Source organism: Pseudomonas sp. DR48 (genome assembly GCF_019823085.1).
In the GTDB taxonomy this organism is placed as follows: domain Bacteria; phylum Pseudomonadota; class Gammaproteobacteria; order Pseudomonadales; family Pseudomonadaceae; genus Aquipseudomonas.
In genome coordinates this window covers 2965966-2987563 of sequence record NZ_CP081946.1, presented here as the reverse complement: position 1 = coordinate 2987563, position 21598 = coordinate 2965966, and the positions used below count along the sequence as shown (strand labels likewise).

20 protein-coding genes are annotated in these 21598 nt (G+C 59.6%); 7 read left to right on the top strand and 13 right to left on the bottom strand.

Going from position 1 to position 21598, the window contains the following annotated elements; translation table 11 throughout:
- Positions 1–60: 60 nt before the first annotated feature.
- Complete coding sequence (gene trxB, locus K5K95_RS13430; RefSeq protein WP_222589808.1) at positions 61–1023, bottom strand: thioredoxin-disulfide reductase; 963 nt, start codon at positions 1021–1023, stop codon at positions 61–63.
- Positions 1024–1338: 315 nt separating this feature from the next.
- Here trxB and cysZ point away from each other — a divergent pair, with 315 nt between their 5' ends.
- The 3 genes from cysZ (at position 1339) to K5K95_RS13415 (ending at position 5112) form a co-directional block, all read left to right on the top strand.
- On the top strand, positions 1339–2094 hold the full coding sequence (gene cysZ, locus K5K95_RS13425; RefSeq protein ID WP_222589807.1) for a sulfate transporter CysZ: 756 nt from the start codon (positions 1339–1341) through the stop codon (positions 2092–2094).
- A gap of 105 nt (positions 2095–2199) precedes the next feature.
- Complete coding sequence (locus tag K5K95_RS13420; protein WP_261398152.1) at positions 2200–3840, top strand: family 20 glycosylhydrolase; 1641 nt, start codon at positions 2200–2202, stop codon at positions 3838–3840.
- Positions 3841–3912: 72 nt separating this feature from the next.
- Entirely contained in the window at positions 3913–5112 is a 1200-nt protein-coding gene (locus K5K95_RS13415) for a glycosyltransferase family 4 protein (protein ID WP_222589806.1), read from the top strand.
- A gap of 117 nt (positions 5113–5229) precedes the next feature.
- Here K5K95_RS13415 and K5K95_RS13410 read toward each other — a convergent pair whose 3' ends face one another.
- From K5K95_RS13410 to K5K95_RS13400, 3 genes are all read right to left on the bottom strand, one after another.
- Positions 5230–6333, bottom strand: coding sequence for an NADH:flavin oxidoreductase (locus tag K5K95_RS13410; protein ID WP_222589805.1), 1104 nt, complete (start codon positions 6331–6333; stop codon positions 5230–5232).
- 161 nt (positions 6334–6494) lie between these two features.
- The gene (locus K5K95_RS13405; protein WP_208669973.1) at positions 6495–6977 is read right to left on the bottom strand and encodes a glutathione peroxidase; all 483 of its coding nucleotides are present in this window, start codon (positions 6975–6977) and stop codon (positions 6495–6497) included.
- 122 nt (positions 6978–7099) lie between these two features.
- Entirely contained in the window at positions 7100–7585 is a 486-nt protein-coding gene (locus tag K5K95_RS13400) for a peptidylprolyl isomerase (protein ID WP_208669974.1), read from the bottom strand.
- On the opposite strand from K5K95_RS13400, the gene K5K95_RS13395 reads away from it, so the two are divergent.
- The 3 genes from K5K95_RS13395 to K5K95_RS13385 are packed head-to-tail and all read left to right on the top strand — an operon-like array spanning position 7554 to position 10958.
- A complete protein-coding gene (locus K5K95_RS13395) occupies positions 7554–7892 on the top strand; it encodes a DUF3565 domain-containing protein (RefSeq protein ID WP_222589804.1) in 339 nt (112 codons plus the stop codon). The two genes, K5K95_RS13400 and K5K95_RS13395, sit on opposite strands and share 32 nt — an antisense overlap.
- A 60-nt stretch (positions 7893–7952) precedes the next feature.
- A complete protein-coding gene (pta, locus tag K5K95_RS13390; RefSeq protein WP_090175429.1) occupies positions 7953–10052 on the top strand; it encodes a phosphate acetyltransferase in 2100 nt (699 codons plus the stop codon).
- The gene (locus K5K95_RS13385; RefSeq protein WP_222589803.1) at positions 10053–10958 is read left to right on the top strand and encodes an acyltransferase; all 906 of its coding nucleotides are present in this window, start codon (positions 10053–10055) and stop codon (positions 10956–10958) included.
- A gap of 169 nt (positions 10959–11127) precedes the next feature.
- On the opposite strand, the gene cysN is transcribed toward K5K95_RS13385, so the two are convergent.
- From cysN to K5K95_RS13365, 4 genes are all read right to left on the bottom strand, one after another.
- Entirely contained in the window at positions 11128–13026 is a 1899-nt protein-coding gene (gene cysN, locus K5K95_RS13380; RefSeq protein ID WP_222589802.1) for a sulfate adenylyltransferase subunit CysN, read from the bottom strand.
- A 53-nt stretch (positions 13027–13079) separates the two neighbouring features.
- Positions 13080–13421 carry a four helix bundle protein gene (locus K5K95_RS13375; RefSeq protein ID WP_222589801.1) on the bottom strand — a complete coding sequence of 114 codons (342 nt, stop codon included), beginning with the start codon at positions 13419–13421 and terminating at the stop codon, positions 13080–13082.
- A 103-nt stretch (positions 13422–13524) separates the two neighbouring features.
- Positions 13525–14442, bottom strand: coding sequence for a sulfate adenylyltransferase subunit CysD (cysD, locus tag K5K95_RS13370; protein ID WP_090175435.1), 918 nt, complete (start codon positions 14440–14442; stop codon positions 13525–13527).
- A gap of 156 nt (positions 14443–14598) precedes the next feature.
- Positions 14599–15357 (bottom strand): Nif3-like dinuclear metal center hexameric protein, encoded by a 759-nt coding sequence (locus tag K5K95_RS13365; protein ID WP_222589800.1) that lies wholly within the window; start codon positions 15355–15357, stop codon positions 14599–14601.
- Between the two features lie 102 nt (positions 15358–15459).
- Between K5K95_RS13365 and algW the strand changes: the two genes are divergently transcribed.
- Complete coding sequence (algW, locus tag K5K95_RS13360) at positions 15460–16620, top strand: Do family serine endopeptidase AlgW (protein ID WP_222589799.1); 1161 nt, start codon at positions 15460–15462, stop codon at positions 16618–16620.
- Between the two features lie 134 nt (positions 16621–16754).
- On the opposite strand, the gene hisC is transcribed toward algW, so the two are convergent.
- From hisC to K5K95_RS13335, 5 genes are all read right to left on the bottom strand, one after another.
- Positions 16755–17807 (bottom strand): histidinol-phosphate transaminase, encoded by a 1053-nt coding sequence (gene hisC / locus K5K95_RS13355; RefSeq protein ID WP_222589798.1) that lies wholly within the window; start codon positions 17805–17807, stop codon positions 16755–16757.
- Between the two features lies 1 nt (position 17808).
- Positions 17809–19134, bottom strand: coding sequence for a histidinol dehydrogenase (gene hisD / locus K5K95_RS13350; protein ID WP_222589797.1), 1326 nt, complete (start codon positions 19132–19134; stop codon positions 17809–17811).
- A 124-nt stretch (positions 19135–19258) separates the two neighbouring features.
- The gene (gene hisG, locus K5K95_RS13345; protein ID WP_007901570.1) at positions 19259–19894 is read right to left on the bottom strand and encodes an ATP phosphoribosyltransferase; all 636 of its coding nucleotides are present in this window, start codon (positions 19892–19894) and stop codon (positions 19259–19261) included.
- Between the two features lie 140 nt (positions 19895–20034).
- Positions 20035–21300, bottom strand: coding sequence for a UDP-N-acetylglucosamine 1-carboxyvinyltransferase (gene murA / locus K5K95_RS13340; protein WP_222589796.1), 1266 nt, complete (start codon positions 21298–21300; stop codon positions 20035–20037).
- 22 nt (positions 21301–21322) lie between these two features.
- Positions 21323–21562: a BolA family protein gene (locus K5K95_RS13335; protein WP_008070578.1), complete on the bottom strand. Its 240-nt coding sequence runs from the start codon at positions 21560–21562 to the stop codon at positions 21323–21325.
- Positions 21563–21598 lie beyond the last annotated feature (36 nt).

The following is a 21598-nucleotide window of genomic DNA, read 5'->3' as shown; positions in this document are numbered from 1 at the left end:
ACCGCTCTTTCTGTGGGCACAAAAAAACCGGCCGAAGCCGGTTTTTTCATTTCAACGATTTCAGAACTTGACGTTCTGCAGATCGTCCAGGTAACGCTCGGCGTCCAGTGCCGCCATGCAACCGGCACCAGCGGAGGTGATGGCCTGGCGGTAAACGTGGTCAGCCACGTCACCGGCGGCGAAGATACCTTCGAGGTTGGTTGCGGTAGCGTTGCCGTCACGGCCGCCCTGCACTACCAGATAGCCGTCTTTCAACGTCAGCTGACCTTCAAACAACGAGGTGTTCGGGGTGTGGCCGATGGCGATGAACACGCCGTCGACTTTCAGCTCGTCGAAGCTGCCGTCGTTGTTCTTCAGGCGGGCACCGGTCACGCCCATGTTGTCGCCCAGCACTTCGTCCAGGTTGGAGTTGAGCTTGAGGATGATCTTGCCTTCGGCCACTCGTGCGTTCAGCTTGTCGATCAGGATCTTCTCGGCGCGGAAGGTTTCGCGGCGGTGGATCAGGGTCACGGTGCTGGCGATGTTGGCCAGGTACAGCGCCTCTTCGACAGCGGTGTTGCCGCCACCGACCACAGCCACCGGTTTGTTGCGGTAGAAGAAACCGTCGCACGTTGCGCAGGCCGAAACGCCTTTGCCCATGAACGCTTCTTCCGACGGCAGGCCCAGGTAACGGGCGCTGGCGCCGGTCGCGATGATCAGGGCGTCGCAGGTGTACGTCGCGCTGTCGCCGATAAGGGTGTACGGCTTGGAGGCGAAGTCCACGGCATTGATGTGATCGAACACGATCTCGGTTTCAAAGCGCTCGGCGTGCTCTTTCATGCGTTCCATCAGCGCCGGGCCGGTCAGGCCGTGGACATCGCCCGGCCAGTTGTCGACTTCGGTGGTGGTGGTCAGTTGACCGCCGGCTTGCATGCCAGTGATCAGCAATGGCTTGAGGTTGGCACGGGCGGCATAGACCGCGGCGCTGTAACCGGCAGGGCCGGAACCGAGAATAATCACTCGCGAATGACGGACTTCAGACATGACCTGCTCCTGTTGACCGGCCCGAAACACCTGGCGCGGAACGCCGGATTGCCGGCGGGAATAAAAAAGGACCGTTGAAAGCACTTGGGGAAGGCTTGAACTCGACAGTCCTGTAAAAAGAATGGGTGCAGCGTATCGAGGGGGCGAAGATTAAGGAAATACGGTTTAACAATCCAGCTCATAGGCGGTCTCTATCCGGTCACGATGGATTTATAGGCGCCTTTGTTACAGTTAATGTCGATGTCGCTGCCGCGCTTTCGCCCGTCAGGCAAAGCCGGTAAGGTCGGCGCGTTTACCCCTTGCTCGGAGCCCGTTATGCCCGCCCCCGTTCTGTCCGGCCCGCAATACCTGCGCGAAGGCCTCAAGCTGGTCCTGAGCCCCAGCCTGCGTTTGTTCGTTTTGTTGCCCCTGGCAATCAACCTGGTGCTGTTCGTCGGATTGATCTATCTGGCCGGCCACCAATTCAGCCTGTGGGTCGATACGCTGATGCCGTCGCTGCCCGACTGGCTGAGTTTTCTCAGTTACATCCTCTGGCCGATTTTTGTCGTGCTGGTGGTGCTGATGGTGTTCTTTACCTTCACGATGCTCGCCAACGTCATCGCCGCGCCGTTCAACGGCTTCCTGGCGGAAAAAGTCGAAGTGGTGGTGCGCGGCACCGACGACTTCCCGACCTTCAGCTGGGGCGAACTGATTGCCATGATCCCCCGCACCCTGTCCCGGGAAATGCGCAAGCTCGGCTATTTCCTGCCACGAGCGATCGGGCTGTTCATCCTCTCCTTCATCCCCGTGGTGAACATCATCGCCGCGCCGCTGTGGCTGCTGTTCGGGGTATGGATGATGGCGATCCAGTACATCGACTACCCGGCGGATAACCACAAACTGGGCTGGAACGAGATGCTCGCCTGGCTGCGGCAGAAACGCTGGCAGAGCATGAGTTTCGGCGGGATCGTTTATCTGGTGCTGCTGATTCCGGTGGTCAACATTTTGATGATGCCGGCAGCTGTGGCCGGAGCGACCCTGTTTTGGGTGCGTGAGCGTGGCGCTGACGCGCTGGAAAAAAGCGTCGCCTGAACATCTCTAGCGTTCGCGGTTTTGTATAACCGGCTATTGCTGACAGTAGCCAATATCAGGAATGACATCTCCAATAGATGATGAGGTCCACCTGCATGAATTCTCATGCGTTCAAGGAAGAGACGTGACCTCATTTCATGGAGATGTTGTTCAATGCGATCCCCCGCCAGCCCACCCCTCTCATCTGCCGCGAAGGCAATCCCCCCGAATGCAAACACGCCAAGCGAACGCTTTGCATGGACTGGCCTGAGTCCGGCGGTACGGCATGCCCAGCCTGTTGCCGGCGCCGCCTGCACCCTTAACGACAGCACACGTATTCTCATCGACGATGAGCGCATCCGCCCATTGGCAACACGATTGGCATTCGGGGTTGCCGTTGCCGCCGGTCTCAGCCAACCACCCGCTGTAATGCTCGCGTCAGGCAGTCCGCAACAGAGTCGCGGTGATGTCCTGTTGAATCTGTCTGCGCCAGATACTGCGCAAGTGCCAATACCCGCCAAAGGTCTGAACGAGGCCTACCGCATCGATATTGCCGATGCCATTCGCGTCACCGCGAAAACCCTGGAAGCCATGGCCCGGGCGTTGACGACCTTGCATAAAGCGGTACGGGTTTGCGCCACACTTGCCCCCGGCGTGGTCATTGACGCCCCCGCTTATGCCGAGCGCTCTGTTCTGCTGGATGTCGGGCGCAAGTATTACAGCCCGGAATGGATCAAAAACCTGCTGCGCGAGATGGCGTGGAACCAGCTCAATACGCTGTATCTTCACCTCACTGACAATGAGGGTGTGCGGATCGTCTTTCCTTCTCACCCAGACCTGTCCAGTGCGGATGCCTGGAGCACAGCGGAGCTCAAAGAGATACTCGACACCGCCGCTTCGTACCACATCAACGTCATTCCCGGGATTGAATCGCCTGGGCATATGAAATTCATACTGCGCAACAAGCCCGAATTTCAACTGCAGCTGAGCGATGGCACCGTTGTGCCCAAAGCGCTGGATTTCAGCATTCCGGCCGCACGCCGCTTCGTCAAAGAACTCCTCAAGGACGTGTTCGACCTGTTTCCAGACTGCACCCATGTCAATCTGGAAGCCGACGAGTATTTCCTCGCTCCGATCAGCTCCGACAACACGCCACAACTGGCTGAGTACGCACGGCAGGCCTCGGGAAAGCCCGGCGCCCGATCGCGCGATGGCGTCCGACAATTCGTCAATGAGCTGGCGGGTTTCCTGCGCGAGCACGGCAAGACTGCACGTATGTGGAACGACGCTGTCGTTCAGGACAATCAACTGATCCAGGTCGATACAGCCGTTGAAATACTTTGCTGGAGTATCTGGGGCAGTGTTCGCAGTGAGAAAAACGTACAAGCGCTGATCGACGCCGGGTACAGCGTGCTCAATGCCCACGGCGACTTTTACTTTGTCATCCGATCCGGCTGGAGCAATCTGGTGGATCGCAAGCATTCGCCTTATGGACTTTACGATTTCTGGCGCCCCAACCATTTCATGGACAACGCCGGGCAAAGCGTGACGATCATCGATTCAAACCACCCGGCGATGAAGGGCGCAGGCATACAAGTCTGGGCCGATGAGCCCGATCACCTGTCAGCCGAGAAAATTTGGTCGCATCTGATTCCATGGATGCAACCGACGGGGCAGCGCTTGTGGGGATTACTGCACGCGGCCAACACGATGAAGGAGGTAAAACCGATAACCCGTTCGGTTGCCTTCGCTCCCCCGGAACGGTAATGACTGGCGCTATCTGCCGCCCCTAATGACTTCATCGTCATAAATCCATCATCAAAGCGCCACAATGACGACATGGCCTCAGCCGACACTGAGGTCATGACGACAGCTCTGCATATCACTCTGATCACCGAAACCTTCCCACCGGAAATCAACGGCGTGGCCAATACCCTTGGCCGCTTGTGCGATGGTTTGCGCGCGCGCGGCCATCAAGTGGAGCTGGTGCGACCTCGTCAGGGTGGCGACCTGCTGGCGGCCAGCGACGACGGGTTGCTGCTGTGTCGGGGCTGGCCGCTGCCGGGTTATCCCGGATTGCAATGGGGTCAGTCGTCGATGCACAAGTTGCTCAGGCGCTGGAAGCGGCATCGCCCGGACGTGCTCTACATCGCCACGGAAGGACCGCTGGGATTGTCGGCGTTGCGTGCGGCGCGGCGCTTGGGGATCTCCGTGGTCAGCGGCTTTCACACCAATTTCCAGCAGTACTCCAGCCAGTATGGGCTCGGCTTGCTCACTCGCCTGCTGACCCATTACCTGCGCTGGTTTCACAATCGCTCGACACTGACACTGGTGCCGAGTGTCAGCCAGCGACTGGAACTGGAACGCCGGCATTTCGAGCGCCTGGCGCTGCTCTCTCGTGGGGTCGACAGCCAACTGTTTCATCCCTCCAAAAGACTGACGTCACTGCGCGAACAGTGGGGATTGGGCGAGGATGATATTGCCGTCGTTCACGTAGGACGTTTGGCCCAGGAGAAAAACCTAGGCCTGCTCAAGCGCTGTTTCGACGCGCTGAAAGCCACTTATCCACAGCGCACGTTGAAAATGATTGTGGTCGGCGACGGACCACAGCGAGCGATTCTGGAGCAGGAACTGCCTGAAGCGATTTTCTGCGGCTCACAACGCGGTGAAGCGTTGGCCAGCCATTACGCATCGGGAGACGTGTTCCTGTTTCCGAGCATGACCGAAACTTTCGGCAACGTGGTGCTTGAGGCCCTGGCCTCGGGATTGGGTGTGGTGGCTTACGATCAGGCGGCCGCGGCACAGCATATTCGTCATGGCTACAACGGCGTGCTGGCGATGCCCGGGGATGAGGAGGCGTTCTGCGATGCGCTGTGCTGGTTGCTGGAAGAAAGGGAAACCTTGCGCTGCGTGCGCCTGAATGCGCGCCAGCATGCAAGTCGCCAGGGTTGGGCGGCGATTATCGATCAGTTCGAGGGGCAGTTGCGGGGGGCTTGTGTGCGGGAGTTGGTGGTGCCGAATGCATCGACTGTCCCCTGAGCTTTCGTTGACTTTAAGTCAGTCATCGCGAGCAAGCTCGCTCCCACAGGTTTTGTGATCGACACAGAACCACTGTGGGAGCGAGCTTGCTCGCGAAGGGGCCCTTCCAGTCGCCGCTTAAACCAAGGTCATCAACGCCTCACGGCTGAAGGGCAGGATGTCTTCCTCACGCCCGTCACGTACTTTCTGTGCCCAGTCCGGGTCCACCAGCAGCGCACGCCCTACCGCCACCAGGTCGAACTCGTCGTTGTTCAGGCGCTCCAGGAGTTTTTCCAGGCTGGCCGGCTGCGCGATCTTGTCGGTGTTGACCATGAACTGCAGGAACTCGCCATCCAGGCCCACGCTGCCCACGGTGATGGTCGGCTTGCCAGTGAGTTTACGCGTCCAGCCGGCCAGGTTCAGCTCGGAGCCATCGAACTCCGGCTCCCAGAAACGGCGCGTCGAGCAGTGGAAAATATCCACGCCGGCGTCGGACAACGGCTTGAGGAACTCGCCCAACGCTTCCGGGGTTTGTACCAGGCGCGCGGTGTAATCCTGCTGCTTCCACTGCGAAAAACGGAAGATGATCGGGAAGCCTTCGCCGACTGCGGCACGCACCGCCTGGATCAGCTCAATGGCAAAACGCGAACGGCCAGCCAGGTCGCCGCCGTATTCGTCGGTGCGCTGGTTGCTGCCTTCCCAGAAGAACTGGTCCACGAGGTAGCCGTGGGCACCGTGGATCTCAATGCCGTCCATGCCAATGCTCTGGGCATCTTTGGCGGCCTGGGCGAATGCGGCGATCACGTCCTGGATATCTTGCTTGGTCATGCCGTGAACCACGACCTGACCGTCCTTCAATTTTTCCGACGGGCCGTAACCCGGCACGCTGGCGTCCGGCTCGGTGCCGATGCGACGCACGCTGCCGACATGCCACAGCTGTGGAACGATCTTGCCGCCCTCGGCGTGGACCGCATCGACCACTTTCTTCCAGCCGGCCAGTGCAGCGTCACCATAGAAATGCGGCACGTTCGGGTAGCCATTGGATGCCTTGTGGCCGACGGTGGTGCCTTCGGTGATGATCAGGCCTACGCCGGCAGCGGCGCGACGACGGTAGTATTCGATGACTTTGGAGTTGGGCACGCCGCCCGGCGAAAACGAGCGGGTCATCGGCGCCATAACGACGCGGGTCGGCAATTCGAGGGTGCCGAGATGGAACGGTTTGAACAGGGCTTTGACTGGCATGGGGCACTCCACGAAAACACTATCGACGGGACATGAATTTTATGACGGCGATAATATGCGTAGATGCAGGCGATGCACAGCACTATTGATCTGGGTGATTAAGGGTCAAAAGGCAGGCATAAAAAAATCGCAGCTCGAAGGCTGCGATTTCTTTTTGCGACTCAGCTCAGCGCTTTTTCAATCGCATGAACGATCGTCGGATCATCCGGCGCCGTGCGTGGCGAGAAGCGGGCCAACACACGCCCGTCCTTGCCCAGCAGGAATTTCTCGAAGTTCCAGGTGATGTCTCCCGGAAACTCCGCGCCCTCACCCGCCAACAGACGGTACAGCTGATGACGATCGTGCCCGTTGACTTCCAGCTTGCTGGACAACGGAAAGGTCACGCCATAGTTGAGGCTGCAGAATTCCTGAATCTCCTGCTCAGTGCCCGGTTCCTGCCCGGCAAACTGGTTGCACGGCAGGCCCAGCACACTGAAACCCTTGTCCTTGAATTGCTGGTAGAGGTTTTCCAGTGCCGCGTACTGTGGGGTCAAACCACATTTGGAGGCAACGTTGACCACCAGCACGACACGCCCCTTGAAAGGCGCCAGAGGTAGCTCCTGACCATCCAGGGCTGTCAATTTAAGGTCGTGAAAAGCACTCATGACGAACTCCAAATTCCCGTGTTCTACTCGAAACAGCCACTTGGCGATGTCACCAAGGACAGCCGCGGACTAAAAAGGCGCCCTCGGGCGCCTCTCCAGTTCTCTGAGCTTAGCGCAGAAAATCAGTGGTGATGGCCACCTTCGCCATGGACGTGACCATGCGCGATTTCTTCCTGGCTGGCATCACGGATGTCGATGATCTTGACCTGGAAATTCAGGCGCTGACCGGCCAACGGATGGTTGCCGTCGACGGTGACTTCGTCGCCGTCCAGATCACGGATGGTAACAATCTGCATCTGGCCATCTGGAGCGGAAGCGTGGAACTGCATGCCCACTTCCAGTTCGTCGACACCTTCGAACATGCTGCGGCTCAGGGTGCTGACCAGTTCGGCAGCGTATTCGCCGTAGGCATCTTCAGGTTCAACGGCAACTTTAAGCTCGTCGCCGACTGCTTTGCCTTCCAGAGCCTTTTCCAGGCCCGGAATGATGTTACCTGCGCCTTGCAGGTAAACCAGCGGCGCGCCGCCGGCGGAGCTGTCGATGACCTCACCAGCGTCGTTGGTCAGGGTATAGTCGATGGAGACAGCCTTATTGGCGGCGATCAGCATGGGGCGAGACCTTTTGCATAAGAATGAAGAAAGACCAAGTTTAGCGAAGCAATCGCCCGAAAGCGAACACAACCCGGACAGACGGAACGCGGCGAAAGGTTCAAAGGTCACAGGCTTTCATCAGGATGAGGACGGACATTGGGTTGCCGAGCTTTCCTGCGGCCACACTCAACACTTGCGTCACCAGCCACCGTGGCAATCTCGCGCCTGGGTCCTGGACCCCGCGCAACGTATTGAAAAAATAGGCCAGCCCTTTGATTGTGGTTGGTGCGCACAAGGCTCGGTTAGCGATAACCTTGACCACTGAATTTCGGTAGATCGTCAGCCATAGATGATCACCTTTGCCATGCTCCCTCAGAGAATTCGCATGCAAACTTTTTTTATCGCGCCCACCGATTTTGGTGTGGGTCTGACCTCCATCAGCCTCGGGCTGGTGCGCACCCTTGAGCGCGCCGGCCTCAAGGTCGGTTTTTTCAAACCGATTGCCCAGCCCCACCCGGGCGACACCGGACCTGAGCGTTCCACCGAACTGGTGGCGCGCACGCACGGTTTGAAGCCGCCTCAACCGCTGGGCCTGGCCCACGTCGAGCGCATGCTGGGCGACGGTCAACTGGATGAGTTGCTCGAAGAAATCATCACCCTTTATCAGCAAGCGGCCATTGGCAAGGATGTGCTGGTCGTCGAAGGCATGGTGCCGACCCGCAGCGCCAGTTATGCCGCCCGGGTCAATCTGCACCTGGCCAAGAGCCTCGATGCCGACGTGATTCTGGTCTCCGCGCCGGAAAGCGAAGCCCTGACCGAACTCTCCGGCCGCGTGGAGTTGCAGGCGCAATTGTTTGGCGGGCCGAAAGACCCGAAAGTCCTCGGAGTGATCCTCAACAAGGTCAAGACCGACGAAAGCATGGAGGCCTTCGCCTCGCGCCTCAAGGAACACTCGCCGTTGCTGCGCAGCGGTGATTTCCGCCTGCTCGGCTGCATCCCGTTCCAGCCGGAACTGAACGCACCGCGCACCCGCGACGTCGCTGACCTGATGGGCGCGCAAATCCTCAATGCCGGCGATTACGAAACCCGGCGCATGACCAAAATCATTATCTGTGCGCGCACCATGCGCAACACTGTGGAGCTGCTCAAGCCCGGCGTGCTGGTGGTGACTCCTGGCGATCGTGACGACATTATCCTTGCGGTCAGCCTCGCGGCGATGAACGGCGTGCCCTTGGCCGGCCTGTTGCTGACCAGCGACACCCTGCCCGACCCACGCATCATGGACCTGTGCCGTGGCGCGCTGCAGGCTGGCCTGCCGGTGCTGTCGGTGAGCACGGGCTCCTACGACACCGCCAACCAGTTGAACGGCTTGAACAAGGAAATCCCGATCGACGACCGCGAGCGCGCGGAAATCATCACCGATTTCGTCGCCAGCCACCTCGACGCCAACTGGCTGCACCAACGTTGCGGCACGCCACGGGAAATGCGCCTGTCGCCCGCGGTGTTCCGTTATCAATTGATCCAGCGCGCCCAGGCCGCCAACAAACGCATCGTCCTGCCCGAAGGCAGCGAGCCGCTGACCGTGCAAGCGGCGGCGATCTGTCAGGCGCGCGGCATTGCCCGTTGTGTGTTGCTGGCCAAACCGGAAGACGTCGAGGCTGTGGCTCGCGCACAAGGCATCGAGTTGCCGCCGGGACTCGAGATTCTCGACCCGGACCTGATCCGCGAACGCTACGTCGAGCCGATGGTGGCGCTGCGCAAAAGCAAAAGCCTCAACGCGCCGATGGCCGAGCAGCAACTTGAAGACACCGTGGTGATTGGCACCATGATGCTGGCGCTGGATGAAGTCGATGGCCTGGTGTCCGGGGTCATTCACTCCACCGCCAACACCATACGCCCGGCCCTGCAGCTGATTAAAACGGCGCCGGGCTGCACGCTGGTGTCTTCGGTGTTCTTCATGCTGTTTCCCGAAGAAGTGCTGGTCTACGGCGACTGCGTGATGAACCCGCACCCGAGCGCCAGCGAACTGGCCGAGATTGCCTTGCAAAGCGCTGACTCGGCGGCAGCGTTCGGCATCACGCCGCGCGTGGCGATGATCAGCTACTCCAGCGGAGAATCGGCCAGCGGTGAAGAAGTCGAGAAAGTTCGTGAAGCCACGCTGCTCGCCCACGAGCAACAAAACTCGCTGCTGATCGACGGCCCATTGCAATACGACGCCGCCGCCAACGAAACCGTGGCCCGGCAACTGGCGCCGAACAGCCAGGTCGCCGGTCGCGCCACGGTGTTCGTGTTCCCGGACCTGAACACCGGCAACACCACGCACAAAGCCGTGCAACGTAGCGCTGACTGCGTGAGCCTGGGGCCGATGCTGCAAGGCCTGCGCAAACCGGTGAACGATCTGCCGCGCGGCGCGCAAGTCGACGACATCGTCTACACCATCGCGTTGACCGCGATTCAAGCTGCCAACCGACCTTTGGATCTTTAAATGCTGGATTTTCTACCTGCACCCGTGCGCGGCGTGATTGCCTCGCTGCTGTTGGCTTTGAACACGATTCTGCTTTGCTCGTTTCTGTTCCTCGTGGCGATTTTCAAAGTGCTGCCGTTTGCCCTCACCCAGCGGTTCACCCGCTGGCTGATGAGCCATACCCATGAAGCCTGGATCAGCAACAACAAAGCCTGGATGAACCTGGTCTGCCGCACCCGCTGGCACCTCAGCGGCCTGCAAGGCCTGGACTATCAGCACTCCTACCTGATCACCAGCAACCACCAGAGCTGGGTCGACATCATGGTCCTGCAATACGTGCTCAACCGGCGTATCCAGCCGCTGAAGTTCTTTCTCAAACAAGAGCTGATCTGGGTGCCGGTGATTGGCCTGGCCTGGTGGACCCTGGGCTTTCCGTTCATGAAGCGCTACTCCAAGGCCTACCTGGAAAAGCACCCGGAGAAGAAAGGCAAAGACCTGGAAACCACCCGCAAGACCTGCGACAAGTTCCGCAGCAATCCGGTGGGGATTTTCAACTTCGTCGAAGGCACGCGCTTCACCAAGGGCAAACATGCCCAACAGAAGTCGCCGTTCAAATACCTGCTAAAACCCAAGGCCGGTGGCATTGCGTTTGTGCTGGATGCGATGGGTGAGCAACTGGAATCGATCGTCAACGTGACGATTCACTACCCGGGCGGGCGTCCGGGGTATTGGGATTTGCTCTGCGGGAACGTGAAAGATGTGGTGGTGCACTTTCAGGAATTGAAGATTCCGCCGCAGTTCATCGGTAAGAACTACGACCAGGATGGCGAGTACCGGTTGCAGTTTCAGGGGTGGATCAATCAGATGTGGGATGACAAGGACGCGTTGCTGGAGCAGATGCACCGCGAGTATCCCGCCAAACACTGATCCCCTGTGGGAGCGGGCTCGCTCGCGAAAGCGGTCTGGCATTCAACATTGATGTCGACTGATACACCGCTTTCGCGAGCAAGCCCGCTCCCACGTTTGGAAATCACCAGACACAAAAAACCCGCCGAGGATTGCTCATCGGCGGGTTTTTTATTGGAGCGGCGAAGGCTTAGATCGCGCCGCGTTTACGCAGCAGATCCAGCACTTGCTTGACGCTTTCTTCCAGCGACAGCGACTGGGTGTCGACCACGAGGTCGGCGTCCAGCGGCACGTCGTACGGGAAGGAATCGCCCGGGATGTTATCCCCGGCCGCCGCGTACAGGCCCTGCGGGTCACGCTCGGCACAGACTGTCGGCGAGGCCTGGACGTAGACCGTCAGCAGACGCTCCTTGCCGATCAGCTCCCTGGCTTGCTCACGACCTTCGGCACTCGGTGCAACGAACGCTGCCAGCGTCAGCAGACCGGCTTCGTTGAACTGACGCGCAACGTGCGCCGCACGACGCCAGTTCTCGGTACGACCGGCGCGATCCTGTGGCAGACCTTTGTTCAGGTCGTGACGCAGGTTCTGGCCATCGAGTACGAACACTGCACGGCCCATGTCGAACAGCTTGCGTTCAACCGCATAGGCCAGGGTGCTTTTGCCCGCGCCCGACAAGCCGCTGAACAGCACGGTGGCCGGTTGCTGGCCGAAGCGCTGGGCGCGTTCTTCGGTGGCGACGTGGGCCAGTTTGCCGTGGTGCGTGCTGCTGCCATGCGCCGACGGCTGGGCGATGATCATGCCGGCCGCGACGGTGCCATTGGTCAAGCGATCGATAACGATGAACGAACCGGTGGTGCGGTTGCTCGCGTAACCGTCCAGCGCGATGGCGGCGTCGAGGCTGACCTTGACCCGGCCGATCTCGTTCAGGTTCAGCGAACTGGCCGGACCTTCTTCCAACGTGTTCACGTCAACGCGGTTGACGATGCTGGTGATCGAACCCGGCACGTAGGACGTGGCGCGCTTGATGTCGTATTTCTTGCCCGGCAGCATCGGTTCTTCAGCCATCCACACCAGCATGGCGTCGAAGGCGTCAGTCACTTGCGGCTGGTTGTCGGCGTGCACCAGCAAGTCGCCGCGAGAGATGTCGATCTCGTCTTCCATGGTCAGCGTTACCGCTTGGCCAGGACCGGCGTGTTCCAGTTCACCTTCGAAGGTGACGATGGATTTTACGCGACTGCTCTTGCCCGACGGCAGCACAACGACTTCGTCGCCCTTGTGCACGACGCCGCTGGCCAGGGTGCCGGCGAAACCACGGAAGTTCAGGTTTGGACGGTTAACGTACTGCACCGGGAAACGCAGGTCGGTGTAGTTGCGGTCGTTGGCGATCTCGACGGTCTCGAGAATTTCCATCAGCGACTGGCCGGTGTACCACGGCGAGCGCTCGGACTTGTTCACCACGTTGTCGCCCTTGAGCGCCGACATCGGCACGAAGGCCATGGTGGTCGGCTTGAAGGCGATGCCTTCGGCGAACTTCAGATAATCGGCCTTGATCGACTCGAAGACGGTTTCGTCGAAGCCGTTCAGGTCCATCTTGTTGATGGCGACCACGATGTGCTTGATGCCCAGCAACGAGGCAATGAAGCTGTGGCGACGGGTCTGGGTCTGCACGCCGTAACGGGCGTCGACCAGGATGATCGCCAGGTCACAGGTAGACGCACCGGTGGCCATGTTGCGGGTGTACTGCTCATGGCCCGGGGTGTCGGCGATGATGAATTTGCGCTTGGCGGTGGAGAAGTAGCGGTAAGCGACATCGATGGTGATGCCCTGCTCACGCTCGGCCTGCAGGCCGTCGACCAGCAACGCCAGGTCGATGTCTTCGCCGGTGGTACCGACTTTTTTCGAGTCGCGGGTGATGGCTTCCAGGTGATCTTCGTAGATCATCTTGGAGTCGTGCAGCAGGCGCCCGATCAGGGTGCTCTTGCCGTCGTCGACGTTGCCACAGGTCAGAAAGCGCAGCATTTCCTTGCGTTCGTGCTGGCCCAGGTAGGCGAGGATGTCCTCGCTGATCAAATCAGATACGTGACTCATTGCATTCGAGCTCCAAGCTGTAAGCTTCAAGCGGCAAGCTTGTCGGCGTACAGCTACTCAGAAATTTTGTTGATCAAGCCGCATAGCATTCTTGAAAGCTCGCGGGTTTCTTTAATCCAATCGTCAGCCAGAGGATCAGCGATGTAGGCAATATCACGGCCGATGAGGATCTGAGTCCGTAACTCACCACATGAAGCTTTTGCCACCCAAAGAAAATGTATTTTTTCCTTGGCACCACAACGCTCCATCCCTTCAGCAATGTTAGAGGGCACCGAAAGTGCAGAACGGGTAATTTGATCCTTGAAACCAAAGTCGCCGCATCCCGCAAACTCTCTATAGATCCTTACCGCCAAACATTTGCTTCTCTGCCAGACAATCAGCTTCTCGAAATCCATTGCGAGTCATCCGTCACGGCTCGCAGCAACCGGCCACAAGCGCCAAACCACAACGTTACGCATACCGCCCTTAACTTGCAGCTTGCCGCTTGTAACTCAAAGCTTAGAAATACCCCTGACGTTTCTTTTCTTCCATCGAGCCGGCGCCATCGTGATCGATGACCCGGCCCTGGCGTTCGGAAGTTCGCGTCAGGAGCATTTCCTGAATGATGTCGGTCAGGCTGGTGGCCTCGGACTCGACCGCACCGGTCAGCGGGTAGTCGCCGAGCGTACGGAAGCGGACCTTCTTCTTGACGATGCGCGCCTTGTCTTCATCGCTCAGGTGATTGAGCAGGCGTTCGTCGTCGATCATGATCCAGGTGCCATTCATCTCGATGACGTCGCGCTCGGCGGCGAAATACAGCGGCACGATCGGGATGCCTTCGAGGTAGATGTACTGCCAGATGTCCAGTTCGGTCCAGTTCGACAACGGGAACACACGAATGGATTCGCCCTTGTTGACGTTGCCGTTGTAGACGTTCCACAGCTCCGGGCGCTGGTTTTTCGGATCCCAGCGGTGCTTGGTGTCGCGGAAGGAATACACGCGCTCTTTGGCACGGGATTTCTCTTCGTCGCGACGGGCACCGCCGAAAGCGGCATCGAAACCATACTTGTCGAGGGCTTGTTTCAGGCCTTCGGTTTTCATGATATCGGTGTGCTTGGCACTGCCGTGGGTCAGCGGGTTGATGCCCTGCGCGACGCCATCGGGGTTCACGTGCACGATCAGGTCCAGGCCGAGTTCTTCGACCATGCGGTCGCGGAACGCGTACATTTCCTTGAACTTCCACCGGGTGTCGACGTGCATCACCGGGAACGGCAGTTTGCCCGGGAAAAATGCCTTGCGCGCAAGGTGCAGCATCACGGCGGAATCTTTACCGACGGAGTACAGCATCACCGGGTTATCGAACTCGGCGGCGACCTCGCGGATGATGTGGATGCTTTCGGCCTCCAGCTGTTTCAGATGCGTCAGTTTGTCGACCATGGCTACTCACGAAAACGATCTTATGGACGGCCAGCGGGCCGTGTTCGAGCGGGGAATCCTAGCACAGCGACCTCTTCTAATCAGGACGCCGACTAGATCGAAAGGGTATATGAATATACCCCCTCGTTTGGGCACTGAAGACCAATGTGGTGTTGATCAGATCGGATTCGGGCAATCGATGAAGATGTGCTCCAGCGCAAAGCGTCGCGCCAGGTATTCACCCAGGGCCTGAACGCCGTAGCGCTCGGTCGCATGGTGGCCGGCGGCGATGAAGCTGATGTCGTTCTCCCGGGCGCTGTGGAAAGTTTGCTCGGACGCTTCACCACTGAGGTACAGATCGACGCCGGCCAAAACCGCCTGGTCGATGTAACCCTGACCACCACCGGTGCACCAGCCAACCCGACGGATCATCTCGCTGCCTTCAATCAACAGCGGCTCGCGCCCCATGACTTCCTGCACACGGCGGGCGAAATCCCGGGGTGTCATCGGTTCGCTCAACGAGCCGACCAGGCCGACGACTTTGAGGTTGTCCGGATCCAGCGGACCTTCGACCGTGATGTCGAGCTGACGCGCCAGTTGCACGTTGTTGCCGACGTCCGGATGCAGATCCAGTGGCAAGTGATAGGACAACAGGCTGATGTCGTGCTTGAGCAGGGTTTTCAACCGACGCTGCTTCATCCCGGTGATGCACGGGTTCTCGCCTTTCCAGAAATAGCCGTGATGCACCAGCACCAGATCGGCGTGCGCCTCGACGGCAGCATCCAGCAATGCCTGGCTGGCGGTGACGCCACTGACAATGCGCATCACTTGCGGCCGGCCTTCGACCTGCAACCCGTTGGGGCAGTAATCGGCGATCCTGGCACTGTTAAGGTAACGGTCGGCTTCTTCGACCAGGGTGCTCAGAGCGACGGCCATAAAAGACTCCTAAATATCCCGTTCAGAGGCGCGCTGCGCCTCGTATAATGCGCAACATTATGGGCGGTCTCATACCGCCTGCAACCTTTCAGGACGTGCTTAATGCTCAAGGCGCTGCGTTTTTTCGGCTGGCCGCTGTTGGCCGGCGTGCTTATCGCTCTGTTGATAATTCAGCGTTACCCGCAGTGGGTCGGGCTTCCAAGCCTCGACGTGAACTTGCAGCAAGCCCCGCAAACCACCATGACGCAACAGGGACCGGTGTCCTATGCCGATGCCGTGACCATCGCCGCGCCGTCGGTGGTCAACCTGTACACCACCAAAGTCATCAACAAACCCAACCATCCGCTGTTCGAGGATCCGCAGTTCCGTCGCTTCTTCGGCGACAATTCGCCCAAGCAGAAGCGCATGGAGTCGAGCCTCGGTTCAGGCGTGATCATGAGCCCGGAAGGTTACCTGCTGACCAACAACCACGTGACCAGCGGCGCCGACCAGATCGTGGTCGCGCTCAAGGATGGCCGTGAAACCCTGGCCCGAGTGATCGGCAGCGACCCGGAAACCGACCTCGCGGTCCTGAAGATCGACCTGAAAAACCTGCCGTCGATTACCGTCGGCCGCTCCGACAACATTCGCATCGGTGACGTCGCCCTGGCTATCGGCAACCCGTTCGGCGTCGGCCAGACCGTGACCATGGGCATCATCAGCGCCACCGGGCGTAATCAGCTGGGCCTGAACAACTACGAAGACTTCATCCAGACCGACGCGGCGATCAACCCCGGCAACTCCGGGGGTGCGCTGGTCGATGCCAACGGCAACCTGACCGGCATCAACACGGCGATTTTTTCCAAGTCCGGTGGCTCCCAAGGTATTGGTTTTGCGATCCCGATCAAACTGGCCATGGAAGTGATGAAGTCGATCATCGAGCACGGCCAGGTGATTCGTGGCTGGCTGGGTATCGAAGTACAACCTTTGAGTCAGGAACTGGCGGAGTCGTTTGGTCTGTCGGGACGTCCGGGCATCGTGGTGGCGGGGATTTTCCGTGACGGTCCGGCACAGAAGGCCGGCCTGCAATTGGGCGACGTGATCCTCAGTATCGACGGTGAACCGGCCGGCGATGGCCGCCGTTCGATGAACCAGGTGGCGCGGATCAAGCCCACTGACAAGGTCACGATCCAGGTGATGCGCAATGGCAAAGAGTTGAATCTCACCGCTGAAATCGGTTTGCGTCCGCCACCGGCGCCGGTCAAAGAGAAAGAAGAAGAGTAAACAGCCCCTCCTGATGATCGTTCCCACGCTCCGCGTGGGAATGCATCCCGTGACGCTCCGCGTCACAGTGGACGCAGAGCGTCCATGGCGGCATTCCCACGCAGAGCGTGGGAACGATCAGTCTGAGGTGTATTTCAGAGGTCGCCGAGGCCGTCGATCAGTGCCTGGTTCTGCTCAGGCGTACCAATCGAAATCCGCAGGAACTGGGCAATCCGCTCCTGCTTGAAGTGCCGAACGATCACACCCTGCTCACGCAGCTTCGCTGCCACGCCAGCCGCGTCGTGCTTGGGATGACGCGCGAAGATGAAGTTTGCCGCCGACGGCAACACTTCAAAGCCCTTCCCTTCCAATTGCGCAACGACCCACTGACGATTCTCGATGACCAATCGGCAGGTCTTGTCGAAATACTCGCGATCATCAAAAGCGGCGGCTGCACCGACATTCGCCAAGCGATCCAACGGATAAGAGTTGAAGCTGTTCTTGATCCGCTCCAGCGCCTCGATCAGGTCCGGATGCCCCACCGCCAGGCCAACACGCAGGCCGGCCAGCGAACGGGACTTGGACAAGGTCTGGGTCACCAACAGGTTCGGATAACGGTCCACCAGGCCGATCGCCGTCTCGCCGCCAAAATCGATGTAAGCCTCATCCACCACCACGACTGAATCCGGGCTGGCCTTGAGGATTTGCTCGACCGCGTCCAGCGCCAGCAGGCAACCGGTTGGCGCATTCGGGTTGGGGAAAATGATCCCGCCGTTTGGCTTGGCGTAGTCCGCCGGGTTGATCCGGAACTGCTCATCCAGCGGCACCGCGTCGAACTTGATGCCGTACAGGCCGCAGTAAACCGGATAGAAGCTGTAGCTGATGTCCGGGAACAACAGCGGCTTATCGTGCTGCAGCAAGCCGTGGAAAACGTGCGCCAGGACTTCATCGGAACCGTTGCCGAGGAACACCTGATTGCTCTGTACGCCGTAATACCGGGCAACGGCTTGCTTGAGCACGTCGCTGTTCGGGTCCGGGTACAAACGCAGGTTGTCATTGAGCTCGGTCTGCATCGCCGCCAAGGCTTTGGGCGATGGGCCGTACGGGTTTTCGTTGGTGTTGAGCTTGACCAGCTTCGTCAGCTTCGGCTGCTCGCCCGGCACGTAAGGCACCAGATCCTTGACGAACGGGCTCCAGAATTTACTCATCTCAGTTGTCCTTTTGTTCGTCAACGATGCGGTATTCGGCGCTGCGCGCGTGAGCGGTCAGCGATTCGCCACGGGCCAGCACCGAAGCGGTCTTGCCCAGTTCGGATGCGCCCTGCTCGGAGCAGAAGATGATCGACGAGCGCTTCTGGAAGTCGTAAACGCCGAGCGGCGAGGAGAACCGCGCGGTGCCGGAGGTCGGCAGCACGTGGTTGGGACCTGCGCAGTAATCGCCCAAGGCTTCAGACGTGTGACGCCCCATGAAAATCGCGCCTGCGTGACGGATCTGCGGCAACCAGGCCTGCGGATCGGCGACCGACAATTCCAGGTGCTCCGGCGCAATACGGTTGGCCACCTCGATGGCTTGCTCCATGTCGCGAACCTTGATCAATGCCCCACGGCCATTGATCGAGGTTTCGATGATCTCGGCGCGCTCCATGGTTGGCAGCAGTTTGGCGATGCTGGCGGCGACCTTGTCGAGAAACTCGGCGTCCGGGCTGACCAGAATCGCCTGGGCGTCTTCGTCGTGCTCGGCCTGTGAGAACAGGTCCATGGCGATCCAGTCCGGATCGGTGTGACCGTCGCACACTACAAGGATTTCCGATGGGCCGGCGATCATGTCGATACCGACCTGGCCGAACACGTGGCGTTTGGCGGTGGCGACATAGATGTTGCCCGGGCCGACCACTTTGTCGACTTTCGGCACGCTTTCGGTGCCGTAGGCCAGCGCGGCAACCGCTTGCGCGCCGCCGATGGTGAACACGCGGTCGACGCCGGCGATGCAGGCTGCCGCCAGCACCAGTTCGTTGATTTCACCACGCGGGGTCGGCACCACCATGACCACTTCGGTCACGCCAGCCACTTTGGCTGGAATCGCGTTCATCAGCACGGAAGACGGGTACGACGCCTTGCCGCCCGGCACATACAGGCCGGCGCGGTCCAGAGGCGTAACCTTCTGGCCCAGCACCGTGCCGTCGGCTTCGGTGTAGGTCCAGGATTCCTGCTTTTGTTTTTCGTGGTAGCTGCGTACGCGGGCGGCGGCTTTTTCCAGGGCTTCGCGCTGGGGCACGGTGATCCGTGTCAGCGCCAGTTCCAGGCGTTCGCGCGGCAGGATCAGGTCCGCCATGGAGGCAACGTCAAGGCCGTCGAACTGCCGGGTAAAGTCCACCAGCGCCGCGTCGCCACGTTCACGCACGGCTTTGATGATGTCCAGCACTCGCTGATTGACCGAGTCGTCAGACACACTTTCCCAGCTCAGCAGATGATCCAGATGATGTGCGAAATCCGGGTCAGCAGCGTTGAGTCGGCGAATTGCAGTCGGTGCGGTCATAGCGAGAGCCTCATAGGATTGGCAAAAACTCAGGCGCCCGAAGCTACCATCGATCCGCTTGGGCACCTGAGAATTCTGGCTATGAGGCGGATAGACGGGCGCGACTTAACGTCGCGCAGGTGAATCAGCCGCGGTGTCGAGACTCCACTGCCTTGCGCAGGGTGTCGATCAACGCCTGGATACGGGCGTGTTGCATCTTCATCGAAGCTTTGTTGACGATCAGCCGGGAGCTGATGTCGGCAATGAAATCCTGGGGCTCCAGGCCGTTGGCCCGAAGCGTGTTGCCGGTGTCGACCACGTCGATGATCTTGTCGGCCAGACCGATCAGCGGTGCCAGTTCCATCGAGCCGTAGAGCTTGATGATATCGACCTGACGACCCTGTTCGGCGTAGTAGCGCTTGGCAACGTTGACGAACTTGGTCGCCACCCGCAGACGGCCCTTGGGCTCGACATCACCGACACGGCCGGCAGTCATCAGCTTGCACAGGGCAATTCGCAGGTCCAGAGGCTCGTACAAACCCTGGCCGCCATATTCCATCAGCACATCTTTACCGGCGACGCCCAGGTCCGCGGCACCGTGCTCGACATACGTCGGCACATCGGTGGCGCGCACGATCAGCAGGCGCACATCGGCCTGAGTCGTGGGAATGATCAGCTTGCGGCTCTTGTCCGGATTCTCGGTCGGCACGATGCCCGCTTCAGCCAGAAGCGGCAGGGTGTCGTCAAGGATGCGGCCCTTGGACAGTGCGATGGTCAACATGGGAAACGTCAGTCCTTATCAGGCTACTGATGCCCGGTCGCAAATGGCGCCGGACACACTTCGAGGGCTTTCTCGTAATGAAAAGACACCCTCGACTTGAAAGAAACCAATGGGCGCGTCCTTGCGCCCTGCAGCAGAAACTAGCCCGGTACGCGGCGGATCTTGGCGCCGAGCATTTGCAGTTTCTCTTCGATGCACTCGTAACCACGGTCGATGTGGTAGATGCGGTCGATCAGGGTGTCACCTTCGGCGATCAGGGCCGAGATCACCAGGCTGGCCGATGCACGCAGGTCGGTGGCCATTACTGGCGCGCCTTTGAGCTTCTCGGTACCGGTAACGATGGCAGTGTTGCCTTCGACCTGGATCTTGGCGCCCATGCGGTGCAGTTCGTACACGTGCATGAAGCGGTTTTCGAAGATCGTCTCGATCACGGCACCGGTGCCTTCGGCAATGGCGTTGAGGGAGATGAACTGCGCCTGCATGTCAGTCGGGAACGCCGGGTATGGGGCGGTACGCACGTTGACAGCCTTTGGCCGCTTGCCGTGCATGTTCAGCTCGATCCAGTCTTCGCCGCAGGTGATTTCGGCACCCGATTCGCGAAGTTTTTCCAGAACGGCTTCAAGGATGGTCGGATCGGTATCCTTGACCTTCACACGACCGCCCGTCACAGCGGCCGCCACCAGGTAGGTGCCGGTTTCGATACGGTCAGGCATCACTTTATAAGTGGTCGGGTGCAGACGCTCGACGCCATCGATGATGATGGTGTCAGTGCCGGCGCCAGTGATCTTGGCACCCATGGCGATCAGGAAGTTCGCCAGGTCGATGACTTCAGGTTCGCGAGCGGCGTTCTGCAACACGCTGCGGCCCTTGGCCAGAGCGGCCGCCATCATGATGTTTTCGGTACCGGTCACGCTCACGGTATCGAAGAAGAAGTGCGCGCCGCGCAAGCCACCTTCAGGCGCCTTGGCCTTGATGTAGCCGCCTTCGACGTCGATGACCGCGCCCATCGCTTCAAGACCGCGAATGTGCAGGTCAACCGGACGCGAGCCGATGGCGCAACCGCCAGGCAGTGCGACTTCGGCTTCACCGAAACGCGCTACCATCGGGCCCAGCACCAGGATCGACGCACGCATGGTTTTCACCAGTTCGTACGGAGCGATCAGGGTCTTGATGGTGCGCGGGTCGATTTCGACGCTGAGCTTCTCGTCGATCACAGGCTCGATGCCCATGCGACCGAACAGCTCGATCATGGTGGTGATGTCGTGCAGGTGCGGCAGGTTGGCCACGGTCACCGGGCCATCGCACAGCAGCGTGGCAGCCAGGATCGGCAGGGCAGAGTTCTTTGCCCCGGAGATGCGGATTTCGCCATCAAGACGAACGCCACCGGTAATAATCAATTTATCCATAAGAATCTCGACGCCCTTGGGCTCAGGTGCGCTCGGCCCAGGCCGCGCTGCTGAAAAATTTCATAGTGACCGCATGGATGCTGCCATCGGCGATCCATGGGTTCAAATGGGCATAGATGCTCTGCTGACGCTTGACCGGGCTCAGTGCCGCCAGTTCATCGCTAATCACGTTCAGCTGAAAGTTGCAGCCTTCGCCTTCAACTTCCACCTGGATTCCTGGCAGCTTTCCTTCAAGGAAGCTCTTAACTTCTACGGCCTGCATGCTCAACCTCAATCGGCGCCCTGTGCGCGCGGGTCG